The organism is Telluria sp. AC161 (assembly GCF_979258535.1).
In genome coordinates this window covers 1832293-1850918 of record NZ_OZ409861.1, presented here as the reverse complement: position 1 = coordinate 1850918, position 18626 = coordinate 1832293, and the positions used below count along the sequence as shown (strand labels likewise).

The window sequence follows — 18626 nt, the reverse complement described above, 5'->3', positions numbered from 1 at the left end:
AAAAATTACATCATAGATGATATTAATTTTTCGCGGTGTTTTCCAGATTCGCAATGAGTCTGACCAACAGCCCAACCAGCTGCGCTGCCTCGGCGTCGCTGAATCCCGCCACGCCCATGGCATTGACCTCCAGCAGCACCGTGCGCCCAATGGCCGCGCCGGCACGACCCGCCTCGGTCAGGCTGACCGCCGAAGCGCGCTTGTCCGCCGCCATGACCTGACGCTCGATCATTCCCATCCCTTCGAGCTTGTCGAGCAGTGCGACCATTGCCGGCTGCTTGATGGCCGAGGCGCGCACCATGTCACGCTGCAGCATCGCCCCCTTCCATGACAGCAAAAGCAGCGGGCCGATCAGCGCCAGCGTCAGACCGTGCGGGCGCAGACCATCGTCGACCGCGCGGTTGAACACGCGCGCGGCGTGATTGGCCAGATAGCCGGGTGCGACCGCAGCTTCCGGATGGATCTCGATCTCCGTCGGCATGCGCGCCCCCTAGGTTGCCGACGGCGTGATGAAGGCCGACAGGCGCACCTGCCCGAATTCACGCAGCAGCGTGCCAGCTGCCTGGGCCATGGCCACCTCGAGTGCGCCATTGATCGCCTGTTCCTGCGGGCAGCCCGGGTGATCGACATTTGCGCCGATTGCAAAGATCACGGGTTCTTCGAGCGCCTGGTACACATCGAGCACCGTGATGGCGTCGGGGTCGACCGCCAATACCCAGCCGCCGTTGCGCCCGGACGTCGACGTCACATACCCTGCGGCGCGCAGTCCACCCATCATCCGGCGAACGAGCACAGGATTGGTATTGAGCATGACCGCGAGTTCCTCGGAACTCGTGGTATTGGTGCGGCCGTGAATGTGGCTCAGGACGTGCAGCATGCGCGCCAGTCTGAAATCTGCTCTCATCGTTGAAATCCTCCTGCCACCATGATACCGAAACTTCAGGAGTTTCGATATCATCGGGAGTTGAACGCAATTCGTCGAGTTTCAGTTTTGTCGACTGTGACAGGACGTGCGTGTGGTAGCGCACCCAGTCACCGCGGGACATGCGCTATGCTCAACCCACACTTCATTATGAAAGCAACCATGTCCCTGAATAACACCGTCGTCTGGCTCGACCACACCAAAGCCCAAGTCATCCACTTCGACAAGAATGCGTCGGAATCCGAGTCGATGAAAACCCATTCGACCCACCCGCATCCGCATCAGAAGCACGGCGACAACCACGTCAACGGTGACGACAACACGCTGTTCTACAAGGACATCGCTGCAGCGCTGAACGACAGCGAGCAGATTCTGGTCGTGGGCCCGGCCGAAGAGAAGACCGCATTCGTTTCCTACCTGACGAGCAAGATGCCGGCGATTGCCGACAAGATCAAATCTGTCGAAACCGTGGATCATCCATCGGAAGGCCAACTACTGGCCTACGCACGCGAGCATTTCATCAGCAGCGGCGGCATGCAGTAATTCGCTGACAGTCTTTTAGCGCCAGCGCGCCACTAACCCGCTTGCCGTCATGGCATAGCGGGTTTTTTAACGCCTGCGCAAAAACTGCAACTTCAGCAGTATCGATTACAACGCCTACGCTACAGGTCGGTTTCGCGCGCGAAACTGCGCTGCCTTATGCCGATTGCCACACAGCGCCATGCTGCACCAACGCCGCCGGTGCGATTTCGTGCGGTCGTAGAACCACAGGACGCACTCCGGATGCTCGCACTGTCTTACCAGTGTGAAATCACCCTCGGCCAGCAAGGTCGCGACAGCCTCGGCCAATACTCCCAACGCACGTGCTGGCGACGGCGCCTCGCCCTGACGCACCAGATGCGGCTGCACCTCGTCCCAGACAAGCGCCGGCGTCGACCCCACCGCCGCCAGATAACGGTTGAGCAGCGCAGGATCACCCTGTTTACCCTCCATGCGGCGCTTGATCAGATCACGCGCGGCGGCGCGCAATACCTTCGCGTCGCGCAGGAAGGCATCCGCCGCGGGTCCGGAAGGCTGTCCCGCATCGATACCGCAACGCGCCAGCCAGTCCAGCAGGGCGTGGCTGCTCCACCAGAAATCCTGCTGCGCGTCGCCGACGCCTGCCTCGGTGTTCAGCATGTCGAGCGCCAGATGATCAGCGATCAAAGGTGCTGCGCCAGCTTCGGACTGCAATGTGTCGGCCATGACTGCCTCCAATGTAATAACCATCAAGATTATACTTGAAGGGTTACTCCACCCATGCCACAATGCACCCATAACCTTCATTAGGCAGTTTTAGAGGTTATGTCAATCAATGTCATTCAGGAGAACATTCATGCAAGATCACCCTACCCCCTTGTCCACCACCGTAACGCCTGTCGTACGCTACGCCAGCATCGCCATCGATGGCACCGACGTGTTCTACCGCGAAGCCGGCCCGGCCGACGCGCCTGCCCTATTGCTGCTGCACGGCTTCGGCGCGTCGTCGCATATGTTTCGCGACCTGATCCCCGCGCTGGCCAAACACTATCGCGTGGTCGCGCCCGATCTGCCCGGCTTCGGCATGACGCGCACCGACCCGGCCTTCGAGTTCACGTTCGCGCATCTTGCGGACGTCATCGACGCCTTCACGGAGGCCGTGGGTCTGGATACCTATGCGATGTATGTGTTCGACTACGGCGCGCCAGTCGGCTGGCGTCTTGCGGTGCGCCATCCCGAGCGCATCACGGCCATCGTGACGCAGAACGGCAATGGCTACGAGGAAGGTCTGAGCCCGGGTTGGGCGCCGATGCGCGCCGCGTGGGCCGATCCGAGCGCTGCGAATCGCGAAGCACTGCGCACATTCAATTCATTCGAGATGACGAAGTGGCAGTACACGGAAGGCGTTCGCGATGTCTCGCGCGTCGCGCCCGATGGCTACGCGCTGGCGTTCGCCGCCACCGAACGCATCGGGGTCGATTCGCAACTGGACCTGCTGGTCGATTACGGACAGAACATCGCGCAGTACGCGCAGCTGCACGCGTATTTCCGTCAGTACCAGCCGCCGTTACTCGCAATCTGGGGCCAGAACGATCCGTTCTTTGTACCGGCGGGCGCCCACGCGTTCACACGCGACCTGCCGCAGGCCGAGGTGCGCTTCCTGGATACCGGTCACTTTGCGCTGGAGACGCATTGGCCCGAGATTGCTGAAGCAATGTGCGACTTCCTCGCCGGGCATGTCACGGGCAAGCGTGCCAACGAGCGGTAAAGCTCAGGCCGCGCGCCCCGCGCACATGGCCATCGCCACCAGTTGCTGCTCGCGCATCAGGCGATACGACATCGATACCTCGCGCATCAGGCAGATGAAGCCCGTCGTCAGGGCCAGCATCGCGCCAATGAAACTGGCAGCGATCAGATGGACAAGCGGCAGGCCGGTGGCGTCGCCGAGAAACAGCATCGCGATCACCAGGCAGACCAGCAGGCCGCACAGCGTGCTGGCGGCAATCGCGATATTGATCAGGCTGGAACGGCGGTGCAGACCGCTCAGCGCAGCCACACACTCGGCATCGACGCACTTGATGGCGCGATCTTCCAACAAGCGCATCTGATCAATGATGCGGCCAAGCCGGTTGGTCAGCAGGATCAGCAGGATGTTGACACCGGCAAGCAGGAACACGGGCGCGATCGCCAATTGGATGACCTGACCGATATCGCCGAGCTGGAAGTTCATTGCAACGCTGTCCGTGGAGGGAAGATGGCGGAGTGTAGCAGCATCGTTACGCAAAGCACGAGTGCCGGTTCATCATGACCCGCTCACATTGCCTACTTCTTTCCTGTGTGAAATGGCGTACAGCCAATATGCATGGACGCCTGTCAGCATCGAATCGTTGCAATAAAAACACGTCGATGCCATGCAGATTACCCCAACAGTCACACCTCCACTTACTACGCTGCACAGCGCGTTTGTGAGCCTCACTGGCCTGTCCCCGACCGAGGCGCTGGGCGAACTCGTGCGCGCTGGCCATGCAAGCCTTCCATTACCCGGTCACGGTGCGACGCTGGCCCGCTGGCAGGCACTCGCCGCCGTTGGCGCACATGATTTGCCGCTGGCGAAGGTGTTTGAAGGCCATACGGATGCGGTGGCCATCCTGCACGAAGCCCAGGCGCACGCGCTGGCCGACACCCCGCAAGCTACCTGGGGTACCTGGTGTGCGGAGCCACCCGATGCGCGCCTGGCCCTGGTAGCGGTCGATCACGGCCATGTTCTGCACGGCCGCAAGGCCTGGTGCTCGGGGGCGCGTGGCGTCACGCATGCGGTGGTGAGTTGCTGGGATGACGCTGGCGCCCCGATGCTGGCGGCGGTCAACCTGCGCCAGCCTGGCGTGCGCGTCACCGACGACGGCTGGAACGCGGTGGGCATGCGTGCCACCGCCAGCGTCGACGTCTGGTTCGATGATGTCGTGGCGACGCCGCTGGCTGGTCCGGGCTTCTATGTTGAACGCGCCGGCTTCTGGCAAGGCGGCGCAGGCGTGGCCGCATGCTGGTTCGGCGCCGCCACGCGTCTGGCCGATGCGCTGCGTGAACGACTGGCCGGGCGCAGCGACCCCCATCGCCTGGCGCAGCTGGGCGAGGTCTCGGTCGCACTGCAAGGCTGCGCCGCGCTGATCCGCGAGGCCGCAGCCGCCATCGACCGGGCACCAGGCGCGAACGCCATGCGCACGGCGATGACCGTACGCCTGAGCGTCGAAACGACCGCCAATACAGTCTTGCATGCGGTGGGCCGCGCATTGGGCGCCGGCCCGCTGTGCAAGGATGGGTCGCTCGCGCAGCTGTATGCGGACCTGCCGGTGTTCATGCGCCAGAGCCATGCGGAGCGCGATCTGGAAGCCGTCGGCAAGCTGGTCGCTGCCCTGGAGGACGCGCCATGGACCTTATAAACCGCTCGCGTCACATCGGCGGCACCGGCCCGGCAGCGGCCGACTGGGCGCGCGACGCCGCGCTGGCCGCCGTTCCCTCGACCACGCTGGATGCGCTGATCCCGCCCGGCACCCGCGTCGTCGTGGTCGCGCCCCATCCCGATGACGAAATCCTGACCTGCGGCGCCTTGCTGCACCTGGTCGCGGCGCGCGGCGACGCGCCGCTGATCGTGGCCGTCACGGATGGTGAAGCCAGCCATCCCGGCTCGCCGGCCTGGCCGCCGGAGCGCCTGCGCCAGGCACGGACCGACGAAACGGATGCCGCCCTGGCCCACCTGGGCATCGGCGCCGACCGCGTGCGTCGCCTGCATATTCCGGACGGCGGCGTCACCGCGGCCGCGCCTGAACTCGAGCGCCAGCTGGCCGCGCTCATCGCGCCGGGCGACATCGTCATCACCACCTGGCGCTTCGACGGCCACCCGGACCATGAATCGACGGCGCTGGCCTGCAGCGCCGTCGCCCGCCAGCGTGGCGCGCGCGTGCTGCAGGCGCCAGTCTGGGGCTGGCACTGGAGCGCGCCAGGCGACGGCGCAATGCCGATGAACCAGGCGCGTAAATTACCGGTGACAGCCGACGCGCTGGCGCGCAAACGCGCCGCCCTCGGGTGCTTCCACAGCCAGATCGAGGGCGACGCCAGCAGCGGCGCAGCGCCCATCCTGCCCGCGTTTGCGATGGAACGCGTCCTGCATCCTTTTGAACTCTATTTTCCCGACCATGCGTGACGCCCAACCCCTGGCCCATTTCGAAACCCTGTACGCCGCATCGGACGATCCGTGGGACGTGCGCGGCGCCTGGTATGAACAGCGCAAGCGCGCGATCCTGCTCGCCAGCCTTGGCAAGCCGCGCTACCGCAACGCGTTCGAGCCTGGCTGCGGCAATGGTGAAATGAGCGTGGCGCTGGCCGAACGGTGCGACCGCCTGCTGGCCTGCGACGGCGCCGCCAGTGCGCTGGATGCCGCACGGCGCCGCGTACCCGACGCCGCCACGCGTGGCATCCGTTTCGAGACGCGCCGCCTGCCGGCCGACTGGCCACTGGACGACACGTTCGACCTGATCGTGCTCAGCGAACTGCTGTATTACTTCGCCGAGGACGCGATCGCCGCGATGCTGGCGGGCGCTGCGGCCAACCTGGCGCCGGACGGCGAACTGGTGCTGTGCCACTACCTGCACGACTTCGACGACCGCATCACGCCGACGGCCACCGTGCACGCGATTGCCGACGCACTGCCCGGCCTGCGCCGCTCGCTGCACCATCGCGACGAAGCGTTCGTGCTCGACGTCTGGCGCCCGGTGGCGCCGCTGCAGGGAATACAGGGAGAACGCGCATGATCGGCGTTGCCATCCCCGCCCATAACGAAGAAGCGTGCCTCGGCGCCTGCCTGCAAGCCGTCCTGCGGGCAGCGACGCATCCGCAACTGTCAGGCGAACCGGTCATGGTGTGCGTTGTGCTCGATGCCTGCGACGACGGCACGGCAGCGATCGTGCGCGAATGGCAGACGGCATTCGCGCTGGCCGGTTGCCGGCTCGACGCACTGGAAATCTCAGCGCGCCAGGTTGGCAGCGCGCGTGCTGCCGGCGCCCTGCACCTGATCGCAGCCGAGGCGCGCTGGCTCGCGTTCACCGACGCCGACACGCGCGTCTCGCCGCAATGGCTGGCCGTGCAGGTCACACTGGGCGCAGACGTCGTCTGTGGCTCGGTGGCGGTCGATGACTGGTCACCCCACGCGGACAAGGCGCAACTGCTGCGCGAACATTTCGCCCGCACCTACCATGACCGGGAAGATCACCGTCACATTCACGGGGCGAACCTGGGCGTGTGCGCGCTGGCCTACCAGGCGGCCGGGGGTTTTGCGGCAGTGGCCTGCCATGAAGACGTGCTGCTGGTGCGGGCACTGGAACTGTCGGGCGCCCGCTTTGCCTGGAGCGCGCTGCCGCGCGTGTTCACCAGCGCCAGGCTGGATGCGCGGGCGCGCGGTGGCTTCGGGGATACGCTGCTGGCCGTAACGTGCGAGATGGAAGTGCCCCTGCCAACGACCTGAGTGTTGACAGGGGTGTATCGTTACCCGGTCAACGCGAATAAGCGTGTGTCGGGCCACACGTGACCCGGCGACTCGCCTCGATGCGCATCCCATCCACCAGCAACTGCGCCGCCCAACGGAACACCGTGTATTGACTGACGACGCCGCGCATCGCGCGCAGGCGCCGGGTCTGCTCGTCAAGCGGCATGTCCAGCGCACGTTCAATGGCGCGGGCCATGCCGGCGATGTCGCGCGGGTCGACGATCAGCGCCTGATGCAGTTCAGCGGCAGCGCCGGCCTGGCTGCTGAGCACCAGCGCACCGCGCAGGTCGGTGCGGGCCGCCACGAATTCCTTCGCCACCAGATTCATCCCGTCATGCAGGCTCGTCACCAGGCACACGTCGGCCGCGCGGTAGCACGCGGTAACGGTGGCTGCATCCGCGCTTTTCGCATGCAACACGACCGGCTGCCAGTCATCCTTGCCAAAGCGTGCGTTGATACGCTGCGTGAGCGCAACCACGTCGCGCGTGATCGTCTGGTACGCCGCCAGCGCCGAGCGGCATGGCGCGCCGATCTGCAAGAGCGTCACCTGCCCACGCAAGTCGGGCCGCCGCTCGAGCAGCAACTCGAACGCCTGCAGGCGCTCGCTCAAGCCTTTCGTGTAATCCATTCGATCGACACCAACCAGCAGCCGTATGCCTGGCGCGATGCCGAACTGGCTGCCCACCGCGTCACGGATGCCAGGCGTGGCCACATCATTCCTGGCCGGCCACGCAATCGAGATCGGATAGGCGCCGGCGTGCGCCGCGCCGCGGCCCTGGGCGCCGGGAATGGCAGCGCGCGCCAGGCTGAAGTTGGTCAGATCGGCCGGCGTTTGCAGACCCATCACGGTGCTGGCCAGCAAGCCCGCCATCATCTGCTGCGCCCATGGGAACGTGGCCAGCACCTGGGGCGTCGGGAACGGAATATGCCAGAACAGGATAATGACGGCGTCCGGCAACTGCTCGCGCACCATCTGCGGTACCAGCGCCAGGTGGTAGTCCTGCACCAGCACCACGGGACGCTCGCTCGCGGCTTCGGCAATCACGGCGTCGGCGAAGCGGCGGTTGACGGCCACGTAATGCGACCAGTCGTCAAGGCGGAACGTCGGCGCGACGCCGGTGCGGTGGCACAACGGCCACAGCGCCTCGTTGGCCAGGCCGTCGTAGTAGCCGGCCACTTCGGCATCGCTGAGCCACAGGCGGCGCAGCCGGTACGGCGCGTCCAGATGCTCGGGCAGGACGTGGTCGTTGGCATCGACCGTGGCGCGGTCGGCTGTGCCGCTGCCATGGGCGATCCAGCAGCCGCCTTCTTTGGACAGGACAGCTTCGAGCGCCGTCACCAGGCCGCCGGCGGGCCGCTGGGCAGTTACGCCGTCACCAGCCTGCGAATGCACGCATGGTGCGCGGTTGGACACGACGATCAGGTCGTCGCCGCAGCCAAGTTGGTCGATCAGGCGGGCCAGGTCGGCGCTGTCGCGCACGTCCTCGGGCAACAAGGCTGTGGGGCGCGCGATCTTGCGGCGCTCGCCCGGAAAGGTTGGAAGGGGTAGAGGCGCCGGATTGCTGCGCATCCTCGTTGTGGGGGCGGAGTAGTATCGAGCTGTCATGGGAACAGCTTAAGATGTTAGCGTTCTCCACATCTGTTCGATGACGAACCCAGCGTGGCTCAAACCGCCAATAGCAGCGTCAGGTAATGGTCGGCCAGCAGCGCGCCGAACAGCAGCGCCAGATACACGATCGACCAGGCGAATGCCTTGCGCGCGATCGCGTCGCTGTAGTGCTTGTGGACCAGCCAGCCATGGCGCAGGAACACGGCGTTCAGCGCGCACGCACACGCCAGATAGAACAGCCCGCTCATTCCCACCGCCCATGGCAGCGCGGTCCCGACCGCCAGCGCCACGCTGTAACGCCATACCTGCTGGCCCGTGTGGGCCATGCCGTGGGTGATCGGCAACATCGGCAGGCCGGAGCGCGCGTAGTCGTCGCGCCGCGCCATCGCCAGCGCCCAGAAATGCGGCGGCGTCCACAGAAAGATGATCAGCACCAGCAGCCACGCCTCGAGCGGCACGCCATTGGCCACCGCCGCCCAGCCGAGCGCCGGCGGCATGGCGCCGGCAAACCCGCCGATCACGATGTTCTGCGGCGTGGCCGGTTTCAGCAGCAAGGTATAAATGAAGGCGTAGCCGACAAACGTGGCCAGTGTCAGCCACATCGTCAGCGGATTGACCTGCGTGTACAGCAAGGCCGCACCGGCGCCCCCCAGCACGAGCGAAAACACGACCGTCTGGGCTGGCCCCAGGTCGCCGCGCGCGGTGGCCCGGCGCGCCGTGCGGGTCATGCGCGCATCGACCTGCGCTTCCAGCAGACAATTGACGGCGAAGGCGGCGCCGGCCAGCAGCCAGATGCCAGCGGCGCTGTAGAGCAACACGGACCAGGCGGGTGCGCCATCGGTGGCCAGCAGGCTGCCGATCACGGCGCAGAACACGGTCAGCAGCGTCACGCGCGGCTTGGTCAGCGCCCAGTACTGGCCGGCGCGCTGCGCCAGGCCACGGGCGGGCGAGGCGCCAGTAACGACGCCAGTAGCGACGCCAGTAGCGACATCAGAAATGGCCAGGGCGGCCGGCGGGATTTCGACAACTTTTGAATTCGACATGATCGGGCGACCGCTGCAGGCAGGTGGTCATTTCACAGAACCCATCATGCTAGAGGAAAATGGCGGCGCGACCAACGGGCAATTTGTCCTACTTGCCAAGCGAGCCACATGCGCGCCGCCAGCAAACTGGCGTCAGCGCACCCGTTTTGCGCGAGCATCGACGCCGTGCTCATGGCGCGGCCCCAGGGCCGGCACCCGGTGCTTCAGGACAACCGCTTGCAGACTGCACAGCGCCACGTAGGCCAGCAGTTCGACCAGCTCTTCGAAGACCTGTGCACGCGAGGCGACCAGATCGATATGGCACGACATATGCCCCTCGGCACAGGTCGACCCCACGGCCGCACCAAGCGCCACGAACAGCAGCAGCCACGGCGCGCTGCGCACGAACGCCAGGCGCACCACCTCGTCGATGCGGTAATGCCAGGCGCTGTACACGAGCCAGCCGATGAGCAGCACGGCGCCCGGCCACACCAGCGGCTGGAACCACAGCGGCTCGGGCGGCAGCGCCCTGCCCGCCGCATCGAACCCGGGCACGGCGCGCCAGGCGCGGCCCCAGCTCAGTTCGCGGCCCGCCAGCAGCAACCACACGGGCGCGGCCCACAGCGCCAGCATCGCCGTGCGTTCCGGACGACGCCGCATGAAGACGACGACCGCGACCACGAAGCCGCTCAGCAATACAACCACCTGCAGGTTTTCCAGAACGCCCGCTTCACGGCCCCACGACAGCGGCAGGAGCAGGCTCACGGGGTAACAGGCCACGAGCGCAGCCAGCAGCGCCCACTGCGCCGGGCGCGTCTTCGCCCACAAAAATAATCGCCCCATCGTCTCTCCGTTTACACAATTGTTGCCCATCTGAACGGGCTAATTCGCAATTGTACGAATTGGCAGGTCGCGCACGATTGGTTTTTGGAGAAATGCGACGGGCCTGGAGCGTATTTATTGGTGGTGGACGGGCTGCAAGTGTCACATCGGCGCAGATTCCTTGACACGTCTCCAACGGGTCGGTTACCTTATGGTTAACAATTGCCTTTGAGCAATTATAACGATCCCGGTCGGTATTCATGGTCGGGGCATGCGGAAAGTAGTGCTGAGGTTCACCCATCGACGTTCATACCTAGGAGTTTCACCATGGATCAACTGCCTTGCGGGCAGTCGTCACGCCGCATCCGCATGCCCGGCGCGCCGCTCGCACCCATCCTGCTGTTACCGCTGCTGTTGGCGGGTTGTGGTGGCGGCACTGCCGAGTCGCCTGTCGCCGTCATGCAGAACGCCAGCGCCAGCCTGTTCAGGACCGTCGCCGGCGTGTTCGCCAGCACGGAAACAGCGCTGACCCCGGTCAAGGCCCAGGCCAGCTCGGCCGAGCGGCCCGATCTCGATGGCCCGGCGGCGATCGACCATGACAATGCCACGCGCTGGGGCAGCCGCTTCACCGACGATGAATCGCTGACGCTCGACTACGGCGCGACCCAGACGATCACCCGTGTGCGGATCGACTGGGAAGCCGCCCATGCGAGCGCCTATCTGTTACAGGTGTCCGAAGACGGCAGCAGCTGGACCACGATCAAGAGCGTCACCGACAGCGTCGGCGGCACCGAGGATCTCACGGGCCTGAATGGCCAGGGCCGCTACCTGCGCATGAAAGGTGTCAAGCGGGCCGGCCAGTATGGCTATTCGATTCTCGAGATCCAGGCGTTTACCGGCACCCCGGCCGCGCCGACGCCGAGCCCCGACCTGCCGGCACCCGACCTGCCGATCGACCTGACCCGTCCCGGCGTGGCCGTCAAGCCGGTTGCTGCGACGTCGTCGACGCCGGAGAACGGCGGCATGGCGGCTGGCATGGCCATCGACGGCAAGCCCGGCACGCGCTGGTCGAGCCGACCCGAGGACGGCGCCTGGATCAACTTCGATTTCGGCGCACCCACCGCAATCGGCTACATGAAGCTGACCTGGGAACAGTCGTACGGCAAGGTCTACACGGTGCTCACGTCGAACGACGGCGTGACCTGGACGCAGTTGCGCCATGTCGGCACTGGCAAGGGTGGTGTCGAAGAATTCTTCAACCTGGGATTCCGCGCCCGCTACCTGCGCCTGCAGGGTGTCGCACGTGCGACGCAATACGGCTACTCGCTGTTTGAAGTCGAGTTCAAGTCGCCGGGCAGCGACAACACGCTGCCCGATGCGCCGACGTCGGCCGTGGCCTTCCCGGCTAATGGCTCTGCGCTAAGCCCGCTGCCGGGCACGGCTGAGCCAATCGAGTCGCTGCAATTTACCCTCGCGGACGGCACGCTGGTGACGCGCTTCGGCGCCCGTGGCCTGGCGCGCCATGGCCGCGAGCGCGGCGAAGAGTGGAACGAGATCGGCTACGGCCCGAACGACACGATCGACCCCGCCAGCGGCCTGCCCGTTGACAAGGGCCCGGGCAACTACCTGACGTTCGTGCCGCAGTATCACAAGAACCGTACTTGGGGCGTCGAGATCATCGACAACAGCCGCGTTGCCGGCGTTACGCAACCGATGCTGGTCGTGAACCAGTACACGACAGTCGACTTCCTCAAGGGCGGCGTCGCGTTCTTCCGCCAGTTCGACGAGCCGTATTCGACCGGCTACGGCTGGATGCGGCCCGGCGAGCTGGTCAATAACGATATCCCGATCTGTAAACCAACGCCCTATCCGCAGAACAACCGGCTGGCCAGCGCCAACGGCATCAATGGCGGCTGCACCTTGCTGGTCAAGGATTATCCGGGCCACAGCGAGCTCAACAGCGACGGCTTCAAGACCGGCCGCAGCGTGCCGGGCCGGCCGCTCGTCAAGGGCGACATCATCGAAGTCTCGCCGTCGTACTTCACCACGCGCGAGGCATTGGGCGCGCTGGGCGACACGGGCGGCATCCGCTACTACTCGCAGGAATGGAGCTATGTCGTCGGCCAGGGCCTGCGCCCGTGGTACGGCGTACAGCCGCGCCTGAACTCGGTGCCGCTGCCCGACGACGTGCTGTCCGGCGGCCTCGGCTCCGTGTCGTACAACTACAGCGACAATGGCCTGTTCATGTTCCAGCAGCCGCACAACAACGTCGGCATGCAGAACATGCAGCGCTTCGTCGAAGGCCGGCGCCTGCTGCACACCAACTTCACCACGGGCGAGCACAACGAAGCGGGCAACGACCGGTATGCGGCGGCAGTGGGTCTGCAGGGCGGCCGCTTCAACCAGTCGGCCTGTATCGCGTGCCACGTCGGCAACGGCCGCAGCCCGGCCCCGGCGGCGATCAACCAGCGCCTCGATGGGATGGCGGTGCGCGTGGCGCGCGTTGGTCCGCAAGGCCAGCAGCTGCCGCATCCGACCTACGGCACCACGGTGCAGATGAATGCAATCTCCAGCAACGGCACCCCGCAGAACTGGGGCACCGGCGTGCGCGTGACCGGCTTTGACACCCGCGTGGTCCAGCTGGCGGACGGCACGAACGTCGAACTGCGCAAGCCTAAAATTGCCTTTGACGGCCCGGTACCCGAGACCGTCTCGCTGCGCGCGGCCCAGCCGATGATCGGCAGCGGCCTCTTGGAGGCGATTCCTGAAGCCGACATCCTGGCGCGCGTGCGCTCGAGCCCGGACGGCGACGGCGTGCGCGGTACGGCCAACTTCGTGTTCGATCCCGAAACCGGTGCTGTACGCCTGGGCCGCTTTGGCTGGAAAGCGTCGAAGGCGACGCTGCGCCACCAGGCCGCGTCGGCGCTGCTGGCCGATATGGCGGTGACATCGCCCGTCTACCCGAGCCTCTCGTGCGACGCCAACCCGGCCGCATGCGCCACGGCGCCCCGCCAGCGCGGTATCTCGGAAGCGGAGCTGCAGTCGATCTCGAACTACCTGGCGCTGCTGGCCGTTCCGGCCCAGCGCAGCCTGGCCAGCGGCTTCCCGAAAGGCGTTGCGCCACTTGACGAGCACCGGGTCGACACGCGCCAGGTCGCGACGGGCCAGAAGCTGTTCGAAACGATGCGGTGCGTGGCCTGCCACACCGCGTCGATGAAGACCGGCGCGAACCACCAGTTCGCCGAACTGCGCGACCAGACCATCCGGCCATACACCGACCTGCTGCTGCACGATATGGGCCCGGGACTGGCCGACAACTACGTCGAAGGCCAGGCCACCGGCAGCATGTGGCGTACCGCGCCGCTGTGGGGCATCGGCTACAGCGACAAGGTGATGGGCAAGGATGGCAAGGTCGGCTACCTGCATGACGGCCGCGCACGCACCCTGAGCGAAGCGATCCTGTGGCACGACGGCGAAGCGGCCGCCGCGCGCAAACGCTTCGAGAAGCTGGCGACCGTTGAACGCGAGGCGCTGCTGGCGTTCCTGCGCTCGCTGTAACGTTCGTGCCGATGTGACAGAGGCGCCGGGTTCACAGCCCGGCGCTTTTTTTGGCTGGCGTATTCTGCACCGTGAAAGCCGGGGTCAGGTCTGACATTCGGACACGAACTCGACAGCCAGATAGTCGAAACGAGCTGACACCGGTCTATGCCAAGGCTGGTCGATGCACGATTGGACCTGGCTCAGGCTGAGGCCGTGTCCGAATGTCAGACCTGACCCCGGCTGTGTTATCTGAGCGAGAATCCTGGACGCGCAGGCTTAAAACACCAGCATGCGCCAGCCCGGCGCGCTGCCCTGCTCGACGAACGTCACCATGCCTTCGACGCCGGTGCACTGGGGAGCCAATGCGGTGAGGTCCGCGCCAAGAGCATTCAACGCCTGGCTGCAGGCGCGGATCTCGACACCCAGATCGACCGTCGCATCCAGGTGCCGCGCGACCGTCCAACGGTCGGCGCCGAAGCCGGTCAGGCGCGCGCTGTGTTGGCGCAGCAGCCAGGCGACGGACTGGTTAGTGAACAACATCTTGACCGGCATGTCGAGCGCCGCCGCGGCCTGCGCCGTCATGAACGGCGTCGTCAAGGCTTCGGGCCGCGTCAGGTCGCATGACCAGACCATGATCGCCAGACCGGCCTGCGCTGGAATCACGGTTTGATCCAGTCATCGACCGGCTCGAGCCGCATGCGCCGTTCGGCCTGTTCAACGAGGTCGGCACCATGCGCCAGCTGCGCGCGGTCGCGTTCCCAGTCGCTGGCCTGAATCACGGAAATCCAGCCGGCGCCGTACGGGTCCTGGTGAATCAGTTCGGGCGTTTCTTCGAGCGCCGTGTTGATCTCGACGATCGTCCCGGACACCGGCGTCTTGATCGTCACGACCGTTTTGCTCAGCTCCACGACACCCACCGTCTTGCCTTGCTCGACCTCGTTACCCACCGGTTTGGGGCGGCACATATAGAAATGGTTGCCGCTGATCTGGACACCAAACGCGCTCACGCCCACCTGCACGCGACCGTCATGCAGCGGACGGCACCACATATCATTGTCGAGGTCGAAATAGCAGTCGTCCGGATAGTCGAAGCCGAGGATAATCATAGGAATGTGAAGAACAGGAACAGCAACAGAAAGGATGGCGGAAGGATGCGGGAGTCGAACCCACCCGGCGACGCATGGCGCCACCAACTGGGTTTGAAGCCCAGCCGCCCCACCAGGGACGATTTCCTTCCGTTGAGCCGGGATTTTACCTTGTCCGGAAAAATTGCGTCAGGCTCACGGTGATTTCTCGGAAAACAGCAACGTTCCCGGCCGCAGCAGGTGCACGTCACCCACGCGGCGCAGCAATCCGATGCGGTCAAAGAACTCCAGGATCTGGATCGCGCGCTTCCGCCCCAGGCCCGTCAGGTCGCGGAACCGTGCCGCCGTGACCTGGCCACCCGCTTCTTCCGCGGCGAGCTTCCTCGCCAGCGCCGCCAGCTCATGCATCACGGCCGGATGATAAAACAGGTCCTTGACCACCTGATACACGTCGCCGCCGCGCGCCATGCGGCCCAGCACCTGGCGCACCTGTGCTTCGGGCAACCGTGCCTGCAGCGCGATATCGCGCACCCATGGTGGATCGAAGCGACCTTCGCGCAGCATCGGCAGTGCATGCTCGGCCACGATCTGCTCGGCGGCGCGCAAGGCCACGCCGTGTTCGGGCAAATGCAGGAAGCCATTGCGGCGCGCGAGCACGCCGGCCTCGATCATGTGGTTTGTGAGCTGCAGCCACAGCGCCTCGGGCATGCGCGGCGCGGCCAGGCGGCGGGCGCGCTGCACATCGGGGCCGATTTCATCCGGGTACTTGTCGTGGAAGTCGCGCAAGGCCGCCAGCAGGCCGGCCTGCGCTTCATCCAGACGCGCACGGGCGATCAGCCACTCGCCGCCAGCGCCGACGACGATATCTGGCACGCTGGCCAGGTCGAACGGCCAGCGCGCCAGGCCGCTGCTGCGCAACCAGGTGGCGCCATTGACGCCGTACTGCGCCTGCGCCAGCGCGCCCAGCAGGCGCGTCTGCGGATCGATGGCGCGCTGCGTTTCCAAGTAAGCCAGGCGCTCGGGCGTCTGGCGATAACGGATCGGCCCCAGCGGATCGAGCACCTGGCCACCGGCCACCGTGCGCACCGCCGACGCGTCGCGCAAGATAAAACGGTCGCCATGCCAGACATTGGCCGGCTTGTGCAGCACGAGCTGGGCCGGCGCGCCGGCGCCCGGGGCGATCGACGGCTGGCCCAGCACGGCCACCGTCGCCAGGCAATCCTGGGTCGCCGCGTGCAGGTGCACGAGTGTGCCCGAGCGCAGCGGCTTGTCTTCGGTAGCGGCCACCTGCAGCCAGACATCGATCCGCTGCGTGGTGAGCGCAATGGCCGGATCGCACAGCACCTGGCCGCGCAGTTCGTCGGTGCGTTCCAGGCCCGCCAGGCCAACGGCGCAGCGCTGGCCCGCTTCGGCAGCCTGGGCGGCGCGGCTGTGCACCTGCAGGCTGCGCACGCGGTACGGGTCGTCCGGCGAGGCCGCCAGCGATAACGTATCGCCAATCGTCACGCCGCCCGCCGAGACGCTGCCGGCCACCACGGTGCCGACGCCATCCAGCGTGAAGGCGCGGTCCAGGCCCATGCGGAAACCTGCGCCCTCCACGCCGTCGCCCGGCGCAGCGGCCAGTGCGTCGACCAGATCGGCGCGCAAGGCGTCGATGCCGTCGCCGCGCACGCTCGAGACGTGCAGCACCGGATACTCATCCAGCCCGCTGCCGGCCAGCAGCGCGCGTACGCGGGCTTCGGTCTCGGCGACGCGCGCCGGCTCCACGCGGTCGATCTTGGTGATCACGGCCGCGCCGCGCCGCACGCCCAGCAGCGACAGGATCGTCGCGTGCTCGATCGTCTGCGGCATCGGGCCATCGTCCGCGGCAATCAGCAGCAAGCCGAAGTCGATGCCGCTGGCGCCGGCGACCATCGTGCGCACGAGTTTCTCGTGGCCCGGCACATCGACGAAGCCGATGCGGCGCCCGTCCTCGAGCGGCATCCAGGCGTAACCGAGTTCGATGGTGATGCCACGGCGCTTTTCTTCCGGCAGCCGGTCGGCGTCGATGCCCGTCAGTGCGCGCACCAGCGCCGTCTTGCCGTGGTCGATGTGGCCTGCAGTGCCGACAATCATGGGGCTTCTCCGATGATGGCCAGGCGCAGGCCGGCCAATTGATTGATGACCTCGCTCGGATCGTCGACGCAGCGGCAATCGAGCAGCACGCGGTCGTCGGCAATCCGGCCGATGATCGGCGCCGGCAAGCTGCGCATGGCATCCGACAGCGCGTCGAGCGCCGTGCCCATACCGCGCTTGCCGGACAGGACCGGTGCGATCGCCAGACCGCACGACGGCAGGCGGTCGATCGGCAGCGAGCCCGAGCCGATCTGGCTGAGCATCGGTTCCAGCGCGACCGTATAGCGCGGCGCCAGCGCAGCGCGCAGCGGTTCCAGGATCGCGTTTGCGGCCACGGCCACCTGCTCCTGCGTACGGGTCAGCCAGCGCAGCGTCGGCAATTCGCGCACGAGGAGTTCAGGTTGCAGGTACAGCTGCAAGGTCGCTTCCAGCGCCGCCAGCGGCAGCTTGGACAGCCGCAGCGCGCGCTTCATCGGGAATTTGCGGATGCGCCCGATGTGTTCGCGCGTGCCGACGATCAGGCCCGCCTGCGGGCCACCCAGCAGTTTGTCGCCCGAGAACATGACCACGTCGCAGCCATCCGTCAGCATCTGCTGCGGCGTCGGTTCTTGCGGCAAGCCGTACTTGCCCATGTCGATCAGCGAGCCGCTGCCCAGGTCCGACACCAGGGCCACGCCGCGGGCGCGGGCCAGCGGCGCCAGTTCGGCCTCGCTCACCGCACTGGTAAAGCCCTGCACCATATAGTTGCTGGTGTGGACCTTGATCAGCATTGCGGTGCGCTCGGTGATGGCGCGCTCGTAGTCTGCCAGGTGCGTGCGGTTGGTGGTGCCTACCTCGACCATGCGCGCGCCGGCGCTGTCCATCACGTCCGGCATGCGGAAGGCGCCGCCGATTTCCACCAGTTCGCCGCGCGAGATGATCGCTTCGCGCCCGCCGCTCAGTGCGGCCAGCGACAGCAGCACCGCCGCGGCATTGTTGTTGACCACTGTCGCCGCTTCGGCGCCGGTGATTTCGCACAGCAAGCCTTCGACGATGCTGTCGCGATCGCCCCGTGAGCCAGTGTCGAGGTTGTATTCGAGATTGTTCGGGCCGGCCATCATGGCCATCAGGTGGCGTATCGCCACGTCTGGCAGCACGGAGCGGCCCAGATTGGTATGAATGACCGTGCCGGTCAGGTTGATCACGCGGCGCATGCGCGGCGCGATCCGCGCAGCGATGCGCTCGGCCAGCGCCCCGCCCAGCGCATCGGGCGTTACCGCGCTCGCCGCGAGCACGCCGGCCAGCGCCTGCGCGCGCAGGTCGTCGACCAGCGCGCGCGCCTGCCCGGCGACCAGCGTGTGGCCATGGGCGGACAGCTGCGCCTGCACCGATGGCAAACGCAGCAGTTTATCGATCGAAGGCAGTTCCTTGACTGTCGCCTTCGAGCCGTGGACCACGGACTCGCTGAGCGACATGA

Annotated in this window: 18 protein-coding genes and 1 tRNA gene; 7 read left to right on the top strand and 12 right to left on the bottom strand. The window is 66.2% G+C overall.

The window, feature by feature from the left end; all coding sequences use genetic code 11:
* Positions 1 to 22 precede the first annotated feature (22 nt).
* Both ACZ0AJ_RS08325 and ACZ0AJ_RS08320 read right to left on the bottom strand, forming a co-directional pair.
* Positions 23 to 481 (bottom strand): MarR family winged helix-turn-helix transcriptional regulator, encoded by a 459-nt coding sequence (locus tag ACZ0AJ_RS08325; RefSeq protein WP_499453833.1) that lies wholly within the window; start codon positions 479 to 481, stop codon positions 23 to 25.
* A 9-nt stretch (positions 482 to 490) separates the two neighbouring features.
* The gene (locus ACZ0AJ_RS08320) at positions 491 to 904 is read right to left on the bottom strand and encodes an Rrf2 family transcriptional regulator (protein WP_499453832.1); all 414 of its coding nucleotides are present in this window, start codon (positions 902 to 904) and stop codon (positions 491 to 493) included.
* A 180-nt stretch (positions 905 to 1084) separates the two neighbouring features.
* Between ACZ0AJ_RS08320 and ACZ0AJ_RS08315 the strand changes: the two genes are divergently transcribed.
* Positions 1085 to 1465, top strand: coding sequence for a translational machinery protein (locus tag ACZ0AJ_RS08315; RefSeq protein WP_499454500.1), 381 nt, complete (start codon positions 1085 to 1087; stop codon positions 1463 to 1465).
* Between the two features lie 114 nt (positions 1466 to 1579).
* Here the strand turns inward: ACZ0AJ_RS08315 and ACZ0AJ_RS08310 are convergent, their stop codons facing one another.
* Entirely contained in the window at positions 1580 to 2167 is a 588-nt protein-coding gene (locus ACZ0AJ_RS08310) for a CGNR zinc finger domain-containing protein (protein ID WP_499453829.1), read from the bottom strand.
* Positions 2168 to 2297: 130 nt separating this feature from the next.
* On the opposite strand from ACZ0AJ_RS08310, the gene ACZ0AJ_RS08305 reads away from it, so the two are divergent.
* Positions 2298 to 3209 carry an alpha/beta fold hydrolase gene (locus ACZ0AJ_RS08305; protein ID WP_499453828.1) on the top strand — a complete coding sequence of 304 codons (912 nt, stop codon included), beginning with the start codon at positions 2298 to 2300 and terminating at the stop codon, positions 3207 to 3209.
* A 3-nt stretch (positions 3210 to 3212) separates the two neighbouring features.
* On the opposite strand, the gene ACZ0AJ_RS08300 is transcribed toward ACZ0AJ_RS08305, so the two are convergent.
* Entirely contained in the window at positions 3213 to 3671 is a 459-nt protein-coding gene (locus ACZ0AJ_RS08300; RefSeq protein WP_499453827.1) for a DUF2721 domain-containing protein, read from the bottom strand.
* A gap of 235 nt (positions 3672 to 3906) precedes the next feature.
* Between ACZ0AJ_RS08300 and ACZ0AJ_RS08295 the strand changes: the two genes are divergently transcribed.
* From ACZ0AJ_RS08295 to ACZ0AJ_RS08280, 4 genes are read left to right on the top strand one after another with little or no spacing between them, the layout of a single operon-like run.
* On the top strand, positions 3907 to 4878 hold the full coding sequence (locus ACZ0AJ_RS08295) for an acyl-CoA dehydrogenase family protein (protein WP_499453825.1): 972 nt from the start codon (positions 3907 to 3909) through the stop codon (positions 4876 to 4878).
* Entirely contained in the window at positions 4866 to 5639 is a 774-nt protein-coding gene (locus ACZ0AJ_RS08290; protein ID WP_499453823.1) for a PIG-L deacetylase family protein, read from the top strand. The genes ACZ0AJ_RS08295 and ACZ0AJ_RS08290 overlap by 13 nt, the downstream gene beginning before the upstream one ends.
* Positions 5632 to 6246, top strand: a complete 615-nt coding sequence (locus tag ACZ0AJ_RS08285) for a methyltransferase domain-containing protein (protein ID WP_499453822.1) — start codon at positions 5632 to 5634, stop codon at positions 6244 to 6246. The genes ACZ0AJ_RS08290 and ACZ0AJ_RS08285 overlap by 8 nt, the downstream gene beginning before the upstream one ends.
* Entirely contained in the window at positions 6243 to 6956 is a 714-nt protein-coding gene (locus ACZ0AJ_RS08280; protein WP_499453821.1) for a glycosyltransferase family 2 protein, read from the top strand. The genes ACZ0AJ_RS08285 and ACZ0AJ_RS08280 overlap by 4 nt, the downstream gene beginning before the upstream one ends.
* Positions 6957 to 6984: 28 nt before the next feature.
* Here the strand turns inward: ACZ0AJ_RS08280 and ACZ0AJ_RS08275 are convergent, their stop codons facing one another.
* The 3 genes from ACZ0AJ_RS08275 to ACZ0AJ_RS08265 form a co-directional block, all read right to left on the bottom strand.
* Positions 6985 to 8547: an alpha,alpha-trehalose-phosphate synthase (UDP-forming) gene (locus ACZ0AJ_RS08275; protein WP_499453820.1), complete on the bottom strand. Its 1563-nt coding sequence runs from the start codon at positions 8545 to 8547 to the stop codon at positions 6985 to 6987.
* Between the two features lie 95 nt (positions 8548 to 8642).
* The gene (cyoE, locus tag ACZ0AJ_RS08270) at positions 8643 to 9629 is read right to left on the bottom strand and encodes a heme o synthase (protein ID WP_499453818.1); all 987 of its coding nucleotides are present in this window, start codon (positions 9627 to 9629) and stop codon (positions 8643 to 8645) included.
* 132 nt (positions 9630 to 9761) lie between these two features.
* Positions 9762 to 10451 carry a hypothetical protein gene (locus tag ACZ0AJ_RS08265; protein ID WP_499453817.1) on the bottom strand — a complete coding sequence of 230 codons (690 nt, stop codon included), beginning with the start codon at positions 10449 to 10451 and terminating at the stop codon, positions 9762 to 9764.
* Positions 10452 to 10757: 306 nt separating this feature from the next.
* On the opposite strand from ACZ0AJ_RS08265, the gene ACZ0AJ_RS08260 reads away from it, so the two are divergent.
* Positions 10758 to 13988: a di-heme oxidoredictase family protein gene (locus ACZ0AJ_RS08260; RefSeq protein ID WP_499454495.1), complete on the top strand. Its 3231-nt coding sequence runs from the start codon at positions 10758 to 10760 to the stop codon at positions 13986 to 13988.
* Between the two features lie 258 nt (positions 13989 to 14246).
* Here ACZ0AJ_RS08260 and ACZ0AJ_RS08255 read toward each other — a convergent pair whose 3' ends face one another.
* The 5 genes from ACZ0AJ_RS08255 to selA form a co-directional block, all read right to left on the bottom strand.
* Positions 14247 to 14633 carry a DsrE family protein gene (locus tag ACZ0AJ_RS08255; protein WP_499453814.1) on the bottom strand — a complete coding sequence of 129 codons (387 nt, stop codon included), beginning with the start codon at positions 14631 to 14633 and terminating at the stop codon, positions 14247 to 14249.
* The gene (locus tag ACZ0AJ_RS08250) at positions 14630 to 15076 is read right to left on the bottom strand and encodes a glycine cleavage system protein H (RefSeq protein ID WP_499453813.1); all 447 of its coding nucleotides are present in this window, start codon (positions 15074 to 15076) and stop codon (positions 14630 to 14632) included. The genes ACZ0AJ_RS08255 and ACZ0AJ_RS08250 overlap by 4 nt, the downstream gene beginning before the upstream one ends.
* Positions 15077 to 15111: 35 nt before the next feature.
* A tRNA-Sec gene (locus ACZ0AJ_RS08245) sits at positions 15112 to 15207 on the bottom strand.
* Positions 15208 to 15250: 43 nt separating this feature from the next.
* The gene (selB, locus tag ACZ0AJ_RS08240) at positions 15251 to 17170 is read right to left on the bottom strand and encodes a selenocysteine-specific translation elongation factor (protein ID WP_499453812.1); all 1920 of its coding nucleotides are present in this window, start codon (positions 17168 to 17170) and stop codon (positions 15251 to 15253) included.
* Entirely contained in the window at positions 17167 to 18624 is a 1458-nt protein-coding gene (gene selA / locus ACZ0AJ_RS08235) for an L-seryl-tRNA(Sec) selenium transferase (protein WP_499453810.1), read from the bottom strand. The genes selB and selA overlap by 4 nt, the downstream gene beginning before the upstream one ends.
* Positions 18625 to 18626 lie beyond the last annotated feature (2 nt).